The organism is Nocardia sp. NPDC049935 (assembly GCF_055586645.1).
Genome location: NZ_JBVJHV010000004.1, coordinates 181660 through 197133 on the forward strand (window position 1 = coordinate 181660; position 15474 = coordinate 197133).

Genomic DNA, 15474 nt, shown 5'->3' on the forward strand with positions numbered 1-15474 from the left:
GCCGCCGTCAGAAGTAGCGGATCGCCACATACGCCCAGGCGAGGACGCAGCTGAGCACGGTGACCACGATGCCGTAGCGGGTGAACTGCCAGAAGGTGATCCGGTGACCCGCGCGCCGGGCGATATCCAGGGCCACCACGTTCGCGCTCGCCGCGACGGCCGTGCCGTTACCGCTGAAATCCGCGCCGAAGGCGAACGACCACCACAGGGCCCGGCCCTGCGCCGCGTCCGGTGTGTTCTCGACCAGGCCCTCGACCACCGGAGCCATCGTCGTCGTATAGGGGATGTTGTCGATGAAGGCGGCGACCACCGCGGACCCGAACACCAGGACACCCGACGCCAGCAGGGGGTTGTCGCCGAAGGCGGCGACGGCGGCGTCGCCGAGGATCGTGATGACCCCGGTGTGCACGAGCCCGGCGACCATGACGAACAGGCCCATGAAGAACACGAGTGTGCCCCATTCGACCTCGCGCAGGATATCGCCGATATCGAGTCCGGAGATCAGCACCATCGCCCCCGCGCCGAGCAGCGCGATGATCGACGGCGCCACATGCAGCAGCGAATGCAGCCCGAACCCGATCACCACGCCGGTGAGCACGAGCAGCGCCCGGGTGAGCAGGCGGGGGTCGGTGATGGCGCGACGTTCCTGTAATGCCATCACCGTGGTCATGTGCTCGGAGCGCTGTCGCAGGTGGGCGCGGAACAGCCAGCGGGTGAACAGGACGAACAACGCGAAGATCACCGCCACCGCCGGCGCCATGTGCAGCAGGAAATCGTTGAAGCTCAGGCCCGCGCGGCTGCCGATGATGATGTTGGGCGGATCGCCGACCAGGGTCGCGGCGCCACCGATATTGGCGGCCAGCACCTCCGCGATCAGGAAGGGCTGCGGCGCGAAACCCAGCCGCCCGCAGACCACGATCGTCACCGGCGCGACCAGCATGATGATGGTGACATTGTCCAGGATCGGCGAGGCCACCGCCGTGATGACCATCAGCATGACCATGAGGCGGAACGGATTACCGTGTGACCGCTTCGCCGCCCAGATGGCCAGGAAGTCGAACAGGCCGGTGTGTTTGACGACGCCGACGATGATCATCATGCCGAGCAGCAGGAAGATGACATTCCAGTCGATCCCCGTATGCGCGGAGTAGAACACTTCCTCGCCGGGTACCAGGCCGAGCACGGTCATCGCCGCGGCGGCCACCAGCACCACTTTGACCTTGTCGGCGCGTTCGGTGGCGATGAACCAGAACGCGCCGACAAAGATCGTCACCGCCAGGATCCGGTCCATCGATCACCCCACCTCGGTCCGGCGCGCTCAGTCGTCCGGGCCCGCGACGGCCAGGCCGATCAGCAGCCGTTCCAGGGTGATTCCGCCGACCAGCGTCCCGTGGTGCCCGGTCACCGCGACCAGCGGGCTGTGCCGCTGCGCCATCAGGGCGGCGATCTCGAGCAGGGTGGCGTCGATCCGGACGACCGCGGGCCGGGGCGCCGGGCGCGGCAGGCAGTCACCGACCGTTAGATCTCCGAGCTCCCGCCAGAACAGGTCGGCGTGCAGTTCGTCGATGGTGCGCACCAGCGCCGGATCGTTCTGGTAGGAACTGGGGATCGCCAGCCGCAGCACCTGGGTGCCGGGCAGGACCGCCAGCGGCCGGTTCGCGTCGTCGACCACGATCATGCCGGGCAACCGGTGCACGACCATCGAGCGCATGGCCTTGGCCACCGGGTCGCCGGGGCGGACGGTCGGCAGCCGGACGGCGATATCGTGTGCTTGCATCGAAGGTTCCCGTCGCGCGTGCGGGGAGAGGGTGGTCACGGCCGGTGCCCGTCGCCGGCGAGCCGTTGCGTCAATCGCTCCAGGCGCGCCACCCGGTCGGGTAGCGGTGCGCTGTGCAGCAGATCGGCCAGCTGATCGGCCTCGTCGGGACCCAGTGCGACGGTCTGCACGGGTTCGTCGCGCCCGGCCCGGTAGACGTGGATGTGTTTACCGCCGTCGGTGCCGGTGACCAGGGCGAAACGGTCACCGTTGCGGGTCAGCAGATGGTGCACGGTGCCCTGTCCCGGCACGGTATGGAGGTCGATGTCCATGCCGAACACTCCTCCCGCGGTCGCTTGTCCGGCTCTCAGTCTCGGCGTCGCGGGGTGGGTGCGGCCATCGGTGCCGGCACCCATCTCCGATGACCGCGGTCGTGTAGGGCGGCCCCGGGAATATGGGTGCCGGACCCGATGGACAGGCAGGTCGGCGGACGCCAGACTGAGGTGATGGACCGTCCGGAGAGTGGTATCGGCCTGTTCCGGCGGCACACCCGGACACCGGCGGACGCCCTGTTCCGGCGGATCTTCCTGATCAACGGGCTGGTGTTCACGCTCGGCACCCTGGTACTGGCCGTATCCCCGGCCACGGTGTCGTCGCGGGTGCGGCTCACCGAGATCCCGGTCCTGGTGATCGGCCTCGCGGTCATCCTGGCCGCGAACGCCTTCCTGCTGCGATCCAGCCTCGCCCCGCTGGACGAACTGATCGCCTCCATGCGCCGGGTGGACCCGTTGCGGCGCAGCGGGCGCCTCGACGAGCGCGGAAACGGCGACCTCGCCCGGCTGATCGATTCCTTCAACGCCATGGTCGGGCGGCTGGAATCCGAACGTGCGACCGCCAGCGCCTCCGCCCTGGCCGCGCAGGAGAGCGAACGCCGGCGGATCGCGCGGGAACTGCACGACGAGATCGGCCAGAGCCTCACGGTGGCGCTGCTGTCGATGAAACGCGCGGCCGACCGCGCCCCCGGCGATGTGGTCGACGTTCTGCACGGGGCGCAGGAAACGGTGCGGTCGTGCCTGGACGAGGTGCGCGGGATCGCGCGGCGGTTGCGGCCCGATGTGCTCGACGATCTCGGACTCTCCAGTGCGCTCAGCGCGCTGTGCAGCGAGTTCTCCTCCACCGCCGGGATCGGCGTCGGCCGTGACGTCGACCGGGCGCTGCCCCGGCTCACGCCGGATATCGAACTGGTCTGCTACCGGGTGGCGCAGGAGGGCCTGACCAATATCGCCCGGCACGCCGGCGCCGCCCGGGTGGGCCTGAGCCTGCACGCCCGCGCCGGCGCGCTGGTACTGCGGATTTCCGATGACGGTCGCGGTGGGGTCGAGGTGGACGGCGCCGGTATCCGCGGGATGCGGGAGCGGGCGCTGCTGGTGAACGCCGATCTGACCATCGATTCCCCGCCCGGGCACGGCACCGAGGTCTGCCTGACCATCCCGTATCGACCCGAGACGAGCGCGCTGTGACCGCCCCGGCGCCCGCCCGCATCCTGCTGGCCGATGATCACGCGCTGGTCCGGTCGGGGTTGCGGATGATCCTGGACGCCGAACCGGATCTCGCCGTGGTCGCCGAGGCCGCCAACGGGCACGAGGCCGTGCAGCAGGCCGGTCATATCCCGGTGGATCTGGCGATTCTCGATATCGCGATGCCCCGGATGACCGGTATCCAGGCCGCCCGCGAGATCCACCGCGCGGCGCCCGGCGTCCGGATCCTCATGCTGTCCATGTACGACAACGAACAGTATTTCTTCGAATCGCTGCGGGTCGGGGCCTCCGGGTATGTCCTGAAATCGGTCGCCGACCGCGATCTGCTCGAGGCCTGCCGGGCCACCCTGCGCGGTGAACCGTATCTGTATCCCGGAGCGGTCAATTCACTGATCCGGGACTGGCTGCAACGCGCCGACCGGGGCGAACCCCTCCCACCGACCCTGCTCACGCCCCGGGAGGAGGAGATCGTGAAACTGGTCGCCGAGGGGCACTCGTCCCGGGAGATCGCCTCCGACCTGTTCATCAGTGTGAAGACGGTGGACCGCCACCGCGCGAATGTGCTGCAGAAACTGGGTCTACGCGATCGCCTCGCGCTCACCCGCTACGCGATCCGGGCGGGTCTCATCGAACCCTGAACGCTCGCCCGTCCGCCACGGCAGCAGCCCCGAACCGGCGAACAGCACGATCGCGGTGATTCCGGTTGTGCACGGACCGGTGTCCCACCCGAACCCTCTGTGCCGGCGCGCATCCGACGATCGTGCCCGATCGGGACGCGCGGGTCGGGGCACTTCGCAGGTCGGGTGGCTATCGGGCCAGGCGCGGGGTGGGATCGTCGAGACCGTTCTTCCGCGTGTTGTGTGCCGCGCGGCGGAGCCGGGAGCGCGGTGGGTCCGGGTCCAGGGCCCGTTCCCAGGCGGAATTGCGCAGCAGCCGTAACCCGTTGAGCGCCACGATCACCGTGGAGCCCTCGTGGCCCGCCACTCCGAGTGGCAGTGGCAGGGTGCCGGCCAGATCCCAGGTGACGAGGACTGCGATGAAACCGGCGGCGATGGCCAGGTTGGCCAGTACGACGCGCCGGGCGCGGCGCGCGAGGGTGATCACAGCGGGGATCGCCCGGAGATCGTCGCGGACCACGATCGCGTCGGCGGTGCGCAGGGTGAGGTCGGCGCCGATACCGCCCATCGCGATACCGGTGGACGCGGCCGCGAGCGCGGGGGCGTCGTTGATACCGTCGCCGACCAGGGCGAGCCGGTCGCCGCCGTCCTCCACATGCCGGACCGCCGCGACTTTTCCGGCGGGCAGGAGCCCGGCACGGATATCGGTGATACCGACCTGGTCGGCGACGAGCCGGGCCGCTGCCGGGTTGTCGCCGGTCAGAATCGCGGGCGGGGTCGCGGTGAGCGTCGCGACGGCGGCCACCGCGGCGCGGGCTTCCGGGCGGAGACGGTCGGTGAGGGCGAGGACGCCGACGGGTCGCAGATCGCGGGTGATCACGACCGCGGTGTGCCCGAGTTCCTGGAAATGCCGCACGGCCGCCGTGAGTGATCCGGACTCGTCGTCTGTCGCGTCGGGGAGCCCGGCGGGGGAGAAGACACCGACGTGGTGGCCGTCGACCCGCGCCGTGACCCCGCGGCCGGGGTGGGCGGCGAAGTCGTGGGCGACCGGCAGATCCGGGTGACGGGCCCGTCCGGCGCGCACGATCGCGGCCGCGAGCGGGTGCTCGCTGGGCAGTTCGGCGCCCGCGGCCAGCCGCAGCGCCTCGTCGCCGGTGACGGTGCCGCCGAGGCAGCGGATCCCGGCGACCTCCGGTGTGCCGCGGGTGAGAGTTCCGGTCTTGTCGAACGCGACCCGCGTGGTGGCGCCGAGGCGTTCCATCGCCACGGCCGATTTCACCAGGACCCCGTGCCGTCCGGCGTTGGCGAGTGCGGCCAGCAGCGGCGGCATGGTCGACAGGACCACCGCGCAGGGCGAGGCGACGATCATGAAGGTCATGGCGCGGAGCAGGGCCTGCCGCAGCGGTTCTCCGGCCAGCAGCGGTACGGCGAACACCGCGAGCGTGGCGGTCACCATCACCAGCGAATAGCGTTGCTCGATCTTCTCGACGAACCGCTGCGTGCCGGCCTTGGTGCGGACGGCCTCCTCGACCAGCGTCGCGATCCGGGCGACCACCGAATCGCGGGCCTGCCGGGCGACCCGGATCCGCAGCGCCCCGGTGCCGTTGACCGTTCCCGCGAAGACCTCGTCACCGACCGTCCGGTCGACCGGGAGCGGCTCGCCGGTGATGGTCGCCTGGTCGACCTCGCTCGCGCCTGACACCACGACGGCGTCGGCCGCGATCCGCTCGCCGGGCCGGACCGCCAGGACGTCCCCGACCCGCAGATCGGCAGCCCGGACCGTTTCCTCGCGGTCGCCGGGCAGTACCAGGGTGGCCGTTTCGGGGGCGAGGTCGAGCAGACCGCGCACCGAATCCTCGGTTCGGGCCGTGGCCAGGGCCTCGAGCGCGCCGGAGCCGGCGAAGATGACGATCAGCAGGGCGCCGTCGGTGATCTGGCCGATGGCGGCCGCACCGAGGGCCGCCGCCACCATGAGCAGATCGACGTCGAGGGTGCCGTGCCGCAGCGCGCGCAGCCCGGTGAGCGCCGGTTCGCGGCCCCCGGCGAGATAGCACGCCAGGTACAGGACCCACCAGGTCCAGTCCGGAGCGCCGGTGAGCTGTGCTGCGAGTCCGGTGAGGAACAGGCCGAGCGCGACGGCCGCCCAGCGGACCTCCGGCAGTTCCCACAGCGCGGTGCGGCGGATCGGCGGCGGCGCGGCGGGGGTCGAGGTGTGGGTCGGTGCGACCAAGGGGCCACCTCCGGAAACGATGAGCGAGCGGGACTCCGGCGACAATATCAGAAAGAATGAACATGTCTTCATGTGTATGCATATCCGGCCGAGTATGCTTCCGGGGCATGGGACACGGAGTCGAGGGGCGCGATCGCCCGGCCCCGCGGCTGGACGCCGATGCCGCGGCCCATGTCGCGAATACCCTCCAGGCTCTGGCCACTCCGAGCCGGCTGCTGATCCTCACCGAGCTACGGCAGGGCCCCTGCCCGGTCAGCGAATTGGCCGCGGCGATCGGGATGGAGCAGTCGGCGGTCTCCCATCAACTGCGGCTGCTGCGCAATCTGGGCCTGGTCGTCGGGGTCCGCACCGGACGGTCCATCGTCTACCGTCTCTACGACGACCATGTCGCCCAACTCCTGGACGAGGCCGTTTACCACAGCGAGCACCTCAGGCTCGGGCTGGCGGACGGATCCGGGGCCACCGGCTGACGCGGTGCTATCCGAGCAGGGTCTCCGCGACCGGCGTGCTCAGGGTGGTGCCGTTGATCTCCAGGTACAACTGTCCCTCGGTGATCGAGAGGGTGGCCGTGTTGCGGCGTTCGAGGGTCGCGGCGGCGGCGTCGACGAAATCGCGGTCGAAAGCGCGCAGCGGGATGTTTTCCGCTCGGTGGATGCGCTTTCCGGTGAGCGGGGCCAGCACCTTGGCCGGGTCGCGGTGGGTGTAGACGGCCACCCGCCCGGCGAGTTTGCTGCCGCGATGCACCCGATCGGCGTCGGGGGCGCCCACCTCGATCCAGGCGGTGATCCGGCCGGTGAGATCGCGGACCAGCACCGCGGGTTCCTCGGTCGAGGACACCCCGCCGTCGCTGAACGTGATGCCCTCCTCGTATTCGAGGCAGTAGGCCAGCAGGCGCGTGATCAGGAATTCGGCCGTTTCCGACGGGTGGCGCGCCAACCGCAGGTCGAGCTCCTGGTACACCCCGCGGTCGATATCGGAGAGGTTCAGGGTGAAGGTGTGCACAGTCGCGCCGATAGCCATAGGACGGCAAGCCTAACCCGGGCCCGCGAGGGACCTCGACGGCCGGGCCGCGCGCCGTTCCGCCGGGACTGTGACCCGGCCGACACGCCACCCGGGAACTCGGAGACCGCCCGGTTCGTCCTATTCTGTAACGGCGTTCGTTCCCGACCAGAGAGAGCCATGAGACGCGCCAAGCGAAAACCTCGACGATCGTCCCCGCCCTCGCCGGATCACCCGGCCGCTGATCGGATCCCGCGGTGCTGACCGTCGCCGGAATCCTCGCGGGTGTGCTGGTCGTTCTGCTGATCACCGCCCTGACCGGCTATTTCGTAGCCCAAGAGTTCGCCTATATGGCTGTCGACCGGTCCCGGTTGAAATCCCGGGCCGAAGCCGGTGACCCGGCCGCGCAACGCGCCCTGGCGGTCACCCGGCGCACCTCTTTCATGCTCTCGGGCGCTCAGCTCGGCATCACTGTCACCGGACTGCTCGTCGGCTATGTCGCCGAACCCATGATCGGCAGCGGGGTCGGGGAACTGCTCAGCGGAATCGGATTCTCCACGGCGGCCGGGGTGGCGATCGGCACCGTCGCCGCGGTGCTGCTGTCCACCGTGGTGCAGATGGTGTTCGGGGAACTGTTCCCGAAGAACCTCGCGATCGCGCGGCCGGAACCGGTCGCCCGGAGTCTCGCCCTGTCGACCACCTTCTACCTGACCGCCTTCGGCTGGCTGATCCGGTTGTTCGACGCCTCCTCGAATCTGCTGCTGCGCGCACTGCGGATCGAACCGGTCCACGATGTGGAGCATTCGGCCACGCCCCGGGACCTGGAACATATCGTCGCGGAGTCACGTGACGCCGGGGAGCTGCCCGCCGAACTGTCCGCGTTGCTGGACCGGATTCTCGACTTCCCCACCCGCACCGCCGAACACGCCATGATCCCGCGCTCCCGGGTCGATACCGTCGGCGCGACGGAACCGGTCGGCCGGGTGCTGGCCAAGATGAGTACCGGGCATACCCGCTATCCGGTGGTCGGGGAGAGTTCCGACGATCTGCTCGGCGTGGTGCACCTGCACGATCTGCTGGACCACGCGGTCGCCGGGACGGCCGCCCAGGTGTGCCGTCCGGCGGTGATCGTGCCCGCGTCACTGGGCCTGCCCGAGGTGCTGTCGCAGCTGGTGGCCGCGCACGAGGAGATGGCGCTGGTGATCGACGAGTACGGCGGATTCGCCGGACTGGTCACGGTCGAGGATATGGCCGAGGAGATCGTGGGTGAGATCGCCGACGAACACGATCCGGATACCGATCCGGCGGTGATCGTGCGCGACGGCGACGAATGGGTGGTTCGCGGCGACGCGCATCTCGACGAAATCGCCCGCACCCTGGGGCATCCGCTGCCGGAGGGTGATTACGAAACCCTCGCCGGGCTGGTGATCTCCGCCTACGGCGGACTGCCCGAGATCGGTGACACGGTCACGGTGCCGCTGGATCCGGATCCGGCGGACCTGGCCCACCCGCTGGGCCCGGAGCCGCGGACGCTGACCGCCCGGGTGGTCGGTATCGAGAAACATGTGCCCTCGTCGGTGCGGATCGGCCTGCACCCGGGGCCGGACGCCGCGGCCGCGGGGGAGAGGAGCCGGTCATGAGCAACCCATGGGTCGTGCTGGCGACCACCGTCGTTCTCATCGCGGCCAGCGCGTTCTTCGTCGCGGTCGAATTCGCCCTGATCGCCGCCCGCCGCCACCGGCTCGAAGACGCGGCCGCGCACAGTCGTTCGGCGCGCGCCGCGCTGCGCAGCGCTTCCGAGCTGTCGGTGCTGCTGGCCGGATCCCAGCTGGGGATCACGGTCTGCACCCTGGCGCTGGGCGCGGTGACCAAACCCGCGGTGCACCATTGGCTCACGCCCGCCTTCGAGAGCTGGGGCGCGCCGCCCTGGACCGCCGATATCGCCGGATTCCTGCTGGCTCTGCTGGTGGTGACCTTCCTGCACCTGGTGGTCGGTGAGATGGCCCCGAAATCCTGGGCCATCGCGCATCCGGAGCGGTCGGCGATCCTGCTGGCCGTGCCGATGCGGGCGTTCATGTGGCTCACCCGGCCACTGATCGTGCAGCTCAACCATCTCGCCAACTGGTGCCTGCGCCGGGTGGGCGTACAGCCGGTCGACCAGGTGGCCACCGGGCAGGACCCGGACGCCCTGCGGCATCTGGTGGAACACTCGGCGACGGTCGGCACCCTGGACGAGCGCTATCACGGGCAGCTGACCAGCGCGCTGGAACTCGAGGCGCTGACCATCGGCGATATCGCCGTCGCCGGGGCCCGACCCAGCGGTGTCGGGCCGGGGGCCACTCCGGCCGAGATCCAGGAAACCTCCCGTACCACCGGACATCTGCGGCTGCTGGTCGGTGTGCACGGCCGGGTCGACGGCGTGGTCCACGTGCGTGACAGCCTGGGAGCCGCGGCGGGTGCCACCGCCGCCGATCTGATGCGGCCCGCCTTGACCCTCGATGCCGCCACCCCGGTCTACGAGGCACTGGCGACGATGCGCGAAACGCGCCATCACCTGGCGACGGTCAGTGAGTCGGGGCAGGTCACCGGGCTCATCACCGTTACCGATGTCCTGCAGCGGCTACTGGCGGGGTCGGCTGCCTGAGCCGACGGCCTGCGCGCGGGCTCTGCACCGGGTGTAAGTACGGCGGTCCGGAGCGGCACGCGCCCCCGGACGCTGTGCGGCCGTTGTGGATAGCCTGGAAAGGTGCTGGATTCCGAACAGGCCGAACGGTTCGCCGCGCTGCCGCGCAAGCGGATGGGCGCCGGGATGCTGTTCGCGGATGCGCGGGACCGGGTGCTGCTCGTCGAGCCGACCTACAAACCGCAGTGGGAGATCCCCGGCGGGATCGTCGAGGCCGGTGAATCGCCCCGGGCGGCGGCGATCCGCGAGGTGCGGGAGGAACTCGGACTCGACGTGGCGCCGGGACGTCTGCTGGTCCTGGATTGGGTGCCGGCCGGCCCGTTGCCCGACGACGGGCTGATGCTGATCTACGACGGCGGCACTCTGACCGGTGAGCAGATCGCCGCGATCACGTTGCCGGAGGCGGAATTACGCAGTTGGCGATGGTGCGATCCGGCCGAGGCCGGGGCACGGCTGATCGAGGTGATGGCCCGCCGGGTGGCCGCCGCGCTGGCGGTGCGCCGGGGATCCGGAGCCGCGCTCTATCTCGAGAACGGGTTCGCCTCTTGATCGAGGCCGCGGGCGCCGGGGGAGCGCTCACCCCGGCGCCGCGGTGCGGTATCTCTCCGGAGTCCGGAAACGCCGAGAGACCCCGGCCTCGTGGGCCGGGGCCTGTCGTACGTCGACCCGTGCTCGGGGTCCTGCGATCAGCCGAGGCTGAAGGGCTGGCCCCAGACGCGGAATTCGGAGGTGCCCTGATCGGTGGCGACCTCGACCCGGACGAACGACCGGGCCTGCGCGTAGCCCGCGCAGCCGTTCAGGCCGATCGTGGAGTCCGACCAGGTCACCGAGCCGCTCTGGCCGGTGAACTTGGTGGCGAACTGGTGGCCCTCGTTGCCGTAGACGTCCGGCTTCTCGATATCGAGCAGCAGGAACGAGGTGGCCTGGCCGGGGCCGAGGGTCAGGTTGCCGCCGGTGCTGGCGTTCCCGGTGACCTTCTCACCCGCGACGCTGGCGCCGGCTCCGCCGTTGGCGCCGCCGCCGCTGATATCGACCTGGCAACCCACGGTGTAGCCGGGGGTGATCTTGGTGCCCTTGTGGGCGCCGTGCACCTCGATCTGGGCGCTACCCGAAACCCAGGTGTTGCGGTGCAGCGGAGTCGAACCCATCGAGGGGTTGATCAGCGCCGACTCGTTGGCGATGCGGGCGGTGACCTGCAGGCCGTTGGGCAGGGTGTGGTGCAGTTCGGCCCCGGGCAGCGGGATGAACGTATCGGCATTGGCCGCACCGGCCGAGAACAGGCCGATGGTGGCGGCGGTCGCGGCGGCGAGGCTCGCGGCGCGGACCGCGCTCTTCTTGATGACAGACATTGCTATTTCCCTCTCGGAAGAGAATTCCGTTCAGCGACGGATTTGATCGACCAGATACGACGTGCGTCAGCCGATGCTGAACGGAGCTCCGTACAGGGTGGTCTTCGAGTAGTGGTCACCGATGATCTCGACGACGGCGTAGGACCGGGCCTGCGCGTATCCGGCGCAGCCCTCGATGGTCATCTCGACATCCTTGTAATCGACCCAGTAGACACCGGGCTTCGGGATATCGACACCCTCGACGTGGACGAATTTGACCTCGCCCGGGCCGAGCTTCAGGCCGACCGAGCCGCTGATACCGCCGCCGCTGGAGTTGACGCTGACGGAGGCGCCGGCCGAGATGGCGTCGTCGGCGATGCTGACCTGGCAACCCACGATGTAGCCGGCGCTCACCCGCGAGGTCCCGTGGGTGGAGGAGTTGTTCGTACCCGGGGCGTTGGTCGGGCCCTTCCAGGGGCCGGGGGTGCCCTCCGGGGTTTCGGTGACATCGGCGTAGACCTGGCCGGTGAGCCAGGCGGTCCGGCCGGCGCCGTTGGCCGCCAGCGACGGCGAGATGAGCGCGCTCTCGTTCACGCGGCTGATCTTCACACCGGGCCCCAGCTTCTCGCCCGCGGGCAGCGGAACGAAGGTGTCGGCATTCGCGGTGCCGCCGGCGACGCCCAGAACCGCCGCCGTCATCGCCGCGGTGGCAGCAATCGACTTGATATTCATCGTGTGTCCCTCATGGTTTTGCGGATTGTCGCCGGGCACGGCTGTTCGACCGTTCCCCGGCGAAAAAGGCAGCCGGATACGCCCCGGAAGAGGCACACGACGAATCGCGTTCGGCCGTCCGGGGTGGTTATCTGCCCAATCGCAGGTGAAATCCGGTGGGAAGAGAATCCACCGGCGGTGTCAGATCGTCGTCCTGGGCGATCAGGTGACGAAATGCTGCGTCATGTATCCCTCATCCCTGTCTATCTTCTTGCAGCCCGGCCGGTTCCGGCCGGAGATATGCGCCGCCCGTGTGCTGGAGAGGGAATAGGCCGCACCGGGGCCGTGGGGCACCCGTACTCGCATCCCATCACCTCTTGCTCGGTACCCGCGGCTCACGGCCGGGGCACGAGTCCCCGGATGGGGGCCGGCTCCTGGCCGCGAATGCCGCGGTCGCGGTTGTCGGCACAGTCTGTTGCTAGCCAAGCTGCGCTTAGGTTAGCCTGCGCTCACTATAAAGGGTTGGTAACTAATTGTGTGAGTTACCACCGTGACTTATGTCATAGATACCGGAAGGGGCAGGTCAGATGCACAGTTGGTGTGGCACCGTCTCATGACCGCCGGTTCGTCCTATGAATATCACACGAGAGCGTCCTTTCGCAGGTGGGCGGGCTGGTTTCTTGCGGCAGTCTGTCTCATTTCGGCCTGCGCGCTCAGCATTGCGATCGGCACGAAGAATATTCCCGTCGTTGATCTGCTCGACGCGCTCTGGCAACCGGACGGGTCTCCGGACGACCTGATCGTCAGCGAGTACCGGCTACCGCGTACACTGCTCGGCCTTCTCGCGGGCAGCGCCCTCGGCGTCGCGGGATGCCTGATGCAGGGACTGACGCGTAATCCACTGGCCGACCCCGGGCTGCTGGGGGTCAACGCGGGCGCCGCGTTCGCCATCGCGGTGGCCGTCGCCTACCTCGGCGTGGACAGTATCGGCGAGTACGTCTGGTTCGGATTCGCCGGTGCCGCAGTAGTGTCGGTGGTGGTGTTCCGGTTGGGCACCGTGGGCCGCGGTGGTACCGATCCGATCCGGCTCACGCTGGCCGGTGTCGCGGTCACCGCCGTGCTCACCGGCGTCACCAAGGGGCTGATCCTGTTGAACTCCGTCGCCTTCGACAAGATGCGGCAGTGGGACGCGGGCGCCCTCACCGGCCGGGGCTACGACGTCATCGTGGGGGCGGCGCCCTTCGTTGTCGCCGGCATGGTCCTCGCCGCGATCGCGGCCCGGTCGCTCAACGCCGTGGCGCTCGGCGACGATCTGGCCCGGGCACTCGGCGTACATGTGACGCGCACCCGGGTGTTCACCGCGCTGGCCCTGATCCTGCTGTGCGGCACCGCCACCGCGGCGGTCGGGCCGATTACCTTCGTGGGACTGGCGGTCCCACATATCGCCCGCTGGATCGTGGGCCCGGATCACCGCTGGATCGTGGCGTATTCGCTGGTCCTGGCCCCGACGCTGGTGCTGGTGGCGGATGTGGTGGGCCGGATCGCCATCCCGCCGGACGAATTGGCGGCCGGAGTGGTGACGGCGTTCCTGGGAGCGCCGGTACTCATCTGGCTCGCCCGCCGGACCGAGCTGAGGCAATCGTGACAACCTCGACGGGAAAATCCGGAGCGGCCTCGATGCGGGCGTCTCGTCCGGGCGTCTCGACCGTGGATTTCGGCCGGACGGTCCGGGTCGTGCGGGTCCGCGGCGTGACGGCGCGGTTCGGGGTGCGCGGTGTGGTGGTGTCGGTGGTGCTGCTGGCGGCCGCTTTCGTCATCGCCCTGCTGGCCCTGGGGACCGGTGATTTCGTGATCCCGCCCGACCGCGTGCTGCGGGCGCTGTTCGGCGACGGGATCGGCAGCGACGATCTGGTCATCTGGAAATGGCGGGCGCCACGGGTGGTGATGGCGCTGGTGCTGGGCGCCGCGCTCGGGCTCAGCGGCGCGATCCTGCAGTCGGTGACCCGCAATCCGCTGGGCAGCCCGGATATCGTCGGATTCAACTCCGGCGCCTATACCGGCGCGCTGCTGGTGATCCTGGCCGGCGGCGGCTACTACGCGACGGCGGCCGGTGCGGTCGGGGGCGGGCTGGTCACCGCGCTGGCGATCTTCCTGCTCGCGTTCCGGCAGAGCATCAAGGGATTCCGGCTGATCATCGTCGGTATCGGTATCTCGGCCATGCTGGGCGCGGTCAACACCTGGCTGATCCTGCGCGCCGATCTCGACGAGGCGATGTCGGCGGCCGCCTGGGGTGTCGGCACGCTCGACGGGCTGACCTGGCCGGAGATCACCCCGGCGCTGATCGTGCTGGCCCTACTGGCGCTGGCGGTGATTCCGGCGTCCTATCGCCTGCAGATCCTGGAACTGGGCGACGATACCGCCCAGGCGCTCGGGATCCGCGCGAGCCGGGCGCGGCTGGTGCTGATCGTGCTGAGTGTCGCGTTCACCGCGGTCGGGACGGCCGTCGCCGGACCCATCGCGTTCGTCGCGCTGGCCGCGCCGCAGCTCGGGCGGCGGCTGGCGCGTACGCCCACCACGGCGTTGCTACCGGCGGCGGCGATGGGGGCGCTGCTGCTGGTGCTGTCCGACTGGCTCTCACGGCGCGCGTTCGCGCCGACCACGGTGCCGGTCGGAGTGGTGACCGCGTCGGTCGGCGGGGCGTATCTGGCCTACCTGCTGGTGGCCGAGGCTCGGAAGAACTGAGGAATCATCGTGGAAGAGCAACGTGCGGACAGCGGGCCGGCCGGGCATCCGGCGGGCGGAACCGGGACGGCGGCCCGGCTGCGGGCCGACCGGCTACGGCTCGGCTACCGGAACCGGGTCATCAGCGACGAGCTCACCGTCGATGTCCCAGATGGGACATTCACGGTCATCATCGGACCGAACGCCTGTGGTAAATCCACCCTGCTGCGCGCCCTGTCGCGGTTGCTGGCCCCCGAATCGGGCGCGGTGTTGCTGGACGGTAAGCAGATCGGGTCCTATCCGGCCAAAGAGGTCGCGCGCCGGATCGGCCTGCTCCCGCAGACCTCGACCGCGCCGGAGGGGATCCGGGTCGCCGATCTGGTCGCGCGCGGCCGGTACCCGCATCAGTCGCTGATCCGGCAGTGGTCGCGCAAGGACGAGGAGGCCGTCGCCGCGGCCATGGCGGCCACCGGTGTGGACGAGCTGTCCGGGCGGCTGGTGGACGAGCTGTCGGGCGGGCAGCGGCAACGGGTGTGGATCGCGATGGTCCTCGCCCAGGAGACTCCGATCGTGCTGCTGGACGAGCCCACCACCTTCCTGGATATCGCCCATCAGATCCAGTTGCTGGATCTGTGCCGGGACCTGAACCGGGAGACCGGTCGCACGGTGGTCGCGGTCCTGCACGATCTGAACCACGCGTTCCGTTACGCCGATCACTTGATCGCCATGCGCGACGGCGCCGTGGTCGCCACCGGGGCGCCCCGTGACATCGTGACCGCGGAACTGGTCCAGAAGGTCTTCGACCTGGGCTGTCGGGTGATCGAGGACCCGGAAACGGGGGCGCCGCTGGTGGTTCCGCTGGCCGCGAAAGCGGTCCGGGTGAGCTGACCG

Annotated in this window: 16 protein-coding genes; 9 read left to right on the top strand and 7 right to left on the bottom strand. The window is 69.7% G+C overall.

Annotation, left to right across the window (positions count from 1 at the left end; all coding sequences use genetic code 11):
- Positions 1-7 precede the first annotated feature (7 nt).
- The 3 genes from ACZ6SF_RS17575 to ACZ6SF_RS17585 are packed head-to-tail and all read right to left on the bottom strand — an operon-like array spanning position 8 to position 2088.
- Entirely contained in the window at positions 8-1291 is a 1284-nt protein-coding gene (locus ACZ6SF_RS17575; protein ID WP_466063191.1) for an ArsB/NhaD family transporter, read from the bottom strand.
- Positions 1292-1318: 27 nt separating this feature from the next.
- Entirely contained in the window at positions 1319-1777 is a 459-nt protein-coding gene (locus ACZ6SF_RS17580) for a CBS domain-containing protein (protein ID WP_466063192.1), read from the bottom strand.
- Positions 1778-1812: 35 nt separating this feature from the next.
- Complete coding sequence (locus ACZ6SF_RS17585; RefSeq protein ID WP_466063193.1) at positions 1813-2088, bottom strand: cation:proton antiporter regulatory subunit; 276 nt, start codon at positions 2086-2088, stop codon at positions 1813-1815.
- A 174-nt stretch (positions 2089-2262) separates the two neighbouring features.
- On the opposite strand from ACZ6SF_RS17585, the gene ACZ6SF_RS17590 reads away from it, so the two are divergent.
- Complete coding sequence (locus ACZ6SF_RS17590; protein WP_466063194.1) at positions 2263-3276, top strand: sensor histidine kinase; 1014 nt, start codon at positions 2263-2265, stop codon at positions 3274-3276.
- Positions 3273-3932 carry a response regulator gene (locus ACZ6SF_RS17595; RefSeq protein ID WP_466063195.1) on the top strand — a complete coding sequence of 220 codons (660 nt, stop codon included), beginning with the start codon at positions 3273-3275 and terminating at the stop codon, positions 3930-3932. The genes ACZ6SF_RS17590 and ACZ6SF_RS17595 overlap by 4 nt, the downstream gene beginning before the upstream one ends.
- A gap of 169 nt (positions 3933-4101) precedes the next feature.
- On the opposite strand, the gene ACZ6SF_RS17600 is transcribed toward ACZ6SF_RS17595, so the two are convergent.
- Positions 4102-6141: a heavy metal translocating P-type ATPase gene (locus ACZ6SF_RS17600; RefSeq protein ID WP_466063196.1), complete on the bottom strand. Its 2040-nt coding sequence runs from the start codon at positions 6139-6141 to the stop codon at positions 4102-4104.
- A gap of 107 nt (positions 6142-6248) precedes the next feature.
- On the opposite strand from ACZ6SF_RS17600, the gene ACZ6SF_RS17605 reads away from it, so the two are divergent.
- The gene (locus tag ACZ6SF_RS17605) at positions 6249-6611 is read left to right on the top strand and encodes an ArsR/SmtB family transcription factor (RefSeq protein WP_466063197.1); all 363 of its coding nucleotides are present in this window, start codon (positions 6249-6251) and stop codon (positions 6609-6611) included.
- Between the two features lie 7 nt (positions 6612-6618).
- Here ACZ6SF_RS17605 and ACZ6SF_RS17610 read toward each other — a convergent pair whose 3' ends face one another.
- Positions 6619-7161: a YaeQ family protein gene (locus tag ACZ6SF_RS17610; RefSeq protein WP_466063198.1), complete on the bottom strand. Its 543-nt coding sequence runs from the start codon at positions 7159-7161 to the stop codon at positions 6619-6621.
- A gap of 236 nt (positions 7162-7397) precedes the next feature.
- Here ACZ6SF_RS17610 and ACZ6SF_RS17615 point away from each other — a divergent pair, with 236 nt between their 5' ends.
- The 3 genes from ACZ6SF_RS17615 to ACZ6SF_RS17625 all read left to right on the top strand — a co-directional run bounded on the left by ACZ6SF_RS17615 (position 7398) and on the right by ACZ6SF_RS17625 (position 10372).
- Complete coding sequence (locus ACZ6SF_RS17615) at positions 7398-8780, top strand: hemolysin family protein (RefSeq protein WP_466063199.1); 1383 nt, start codon at positions 7398-7400, stop codon at positions 8778-8780.
- Positions 8777-9784: a hemolysin family protein gene (locus ACZ6SF_RS17620; RefSeq protein WP_466063200.1), complete on the top strand. Its 1008-nt coding sequence runs from the start codon at positions 8777-8779 to the stop codon at positions 9782-9784. The genes ACZ6SF_RS17615 and ACZ6SF_RS17620 overlap by 4 nt, the downstream gene beginning before the upstream one ends.
- Before the next feature lie 102 nt (positions 9785-9886).
- The gene (locus ACZ6SF_RS17625; RefSeq protein WP_466063201.1) at positions 9887-10372 is read left to right on the top strand and encodes an NUDIX domain-containing protein; all 486 of its coding nucleotides are present in this window, start codon (positions 9887-9889) and stop codon (positions 10370-10372) included.
- A gap of 137 nt (positions 10373-10509) precedes the next feature.
- Here the strand turns inward: ACZ6SF_RS17625 and ACZ6SF_RS17630 are convergent, their stop codons facing one another.
- Positions 10510-11172: an MspA family porin gene (locus tag ACZ6SF_RS17630; RefSeq protein WP_466063202.1), complete on the bottom strand. Its 663-nt coding sequence runs from the start codon at positions 11170-11172 to the stop codon at positions 10510-10512.
- Positions 11173-11238: 66 nt separating this feature from the next.
- A complete protein-coding gene (locus tag ACZ6SF_RS17635) occupies positions 11239-11883 on the bottom strand; it encodes an MspA family porin (RefSeq protein WP_466063203.1) in 645 nt (214 codons plus the stop codon).
- A 592-nt stretch (positions 11884-12475) separates the two neighbouring features.
- Between ACZ6SF_RS17635 and ACZ6SF_RS17640 the strand changes: the two genes are divergently transcribed.
- The 3 genes from ACZ6SF_RS17640 (at position 12476) to ACZ6SF_RS17650 (ending at position 15471) form a co-directional block, all read left to right on the top strand.
- Positions 12476-13507, top strand: a complete 1032-nt coding sequence (locus tag ACZ6SF_RS17640) for an iron chelate uptake ABC transporter family permease subunit (protein WP_466063204.1) — start codon at positions 12476-12478, stop codon at positions 13505-13507.
- 32 nt (positions 13508-13539) lie between these two features.
- Positions 13540-14604, top strand: a complete 1065-nt coding sequence (locus tag ACZ6SF_RS17645; RefSeq protein ID WP_466063609.1) for a FecCD family ABC transporter permease — start codon at positions 13540-13542, stop codon at positions 14602-14604.
- 78 nt (positions 14605-14682) lie between these two features.
- Positions 14683-15471 (top strand): ABC transporter ATP-binding protein, encoded by a 789-nt coding sequence (locus tag ACZ6SF_RS17650; protein ID WP_450004049.1) that lies wholly within the window; start codon positions 14683-14685, stop codon positions 15469-15471.
- Positions 15472-15474 lie beyond the last annotated feature (3 nt).

What these genes read in the sequence shown, in the direction of transcription:
- ACZ6SF_RS17575 (WP_466063191.1), bottom strand. Translation starts at nt 1,291, where the DNA reads ATGGACCGGATCCTGGCGGTGACGATCTTTGTCGGCGCGTTCTGGTTC.
- ACZ6SF_RS17580 (WP_466063192.1), bottom strand. Translation starts at nt 1,777, where the DNA reads ATGCAAGCACACGATATCGCCGTCCGGCTGCCGACCGTCCGCCCCGGC.
- ACZ6SF_RS17585 (WP_466063193.1), bottom strand. Translation starts at nt 2,088, where the DNA reads ATGGACATCGACCTCCATACCGTGCCGGGACAGGGCACCGTGCACCAT.
- ACZ6SF_RS17590 (WP_466063194.1), top strand. Translation starts at nt 2,263, where the DNA reads ATGGACCGTCCGGAGAGTGGTATCGGCCTGTTCCGGCGGCACACCCGG.
- ACZ6SF_RS17605 (WP_466063197.1), top strand. Translation starts at nt 6,249, where the DNA reads ATGGGACACGGAGTCGAGGGGCGCGATCGCCCGGCCCCGCGGCTGGAC.
- ACZ6SF_RS17610 (WP_466063198.1), bottom strand. Translation starts at nt 7,161, where the DNA reads ATGGCTATCGGCGCGACTGTGCACACCTTCACCCTGAACCTCTCCGAT.
- ACZ6SF_RS17620 (WP_466063200.1), top strand. Translation starts at nt 8,777, where the DNA reads ATGAGCAACCCATGGGTCGTGCTGGCGACCACCGTCGTTCTCATCGCG.
- ACZ6SF_RS17630 (WP_466063202.1), bottom strand. Translation starts at nt 11,172, where the DNA reads ATGTCTGTCATCAAGAAGAGCGCGGTCCGCGCCGCGAGCCTCGCCGCC.
- ACZ6SF_RS17635 (WP_466063203.1), bottom strand. Translation starts at nt 11,883, where the DNA reads ATGAATATCAAGTCGATTGCTGCCACCGCGGCGATGACGGCGGCGGTT.
- ACZ6SF_RS17640 (WP_466063204.1), top strand. Translation starts at nt 12,476, where the DNA reads ATGACCGCCGGTTCGTCCTATGAATATCACACGAGAGCGTCCTTTCGC.
- ACZ6SF_RS17645 (WP_466063609.1), top strand. Translation starts at nt 13,540, where the DNA reads ATGCGGGCGTCTCGTCCGGGCGTCTCGACCGTGGATTTCGGCCGGACG.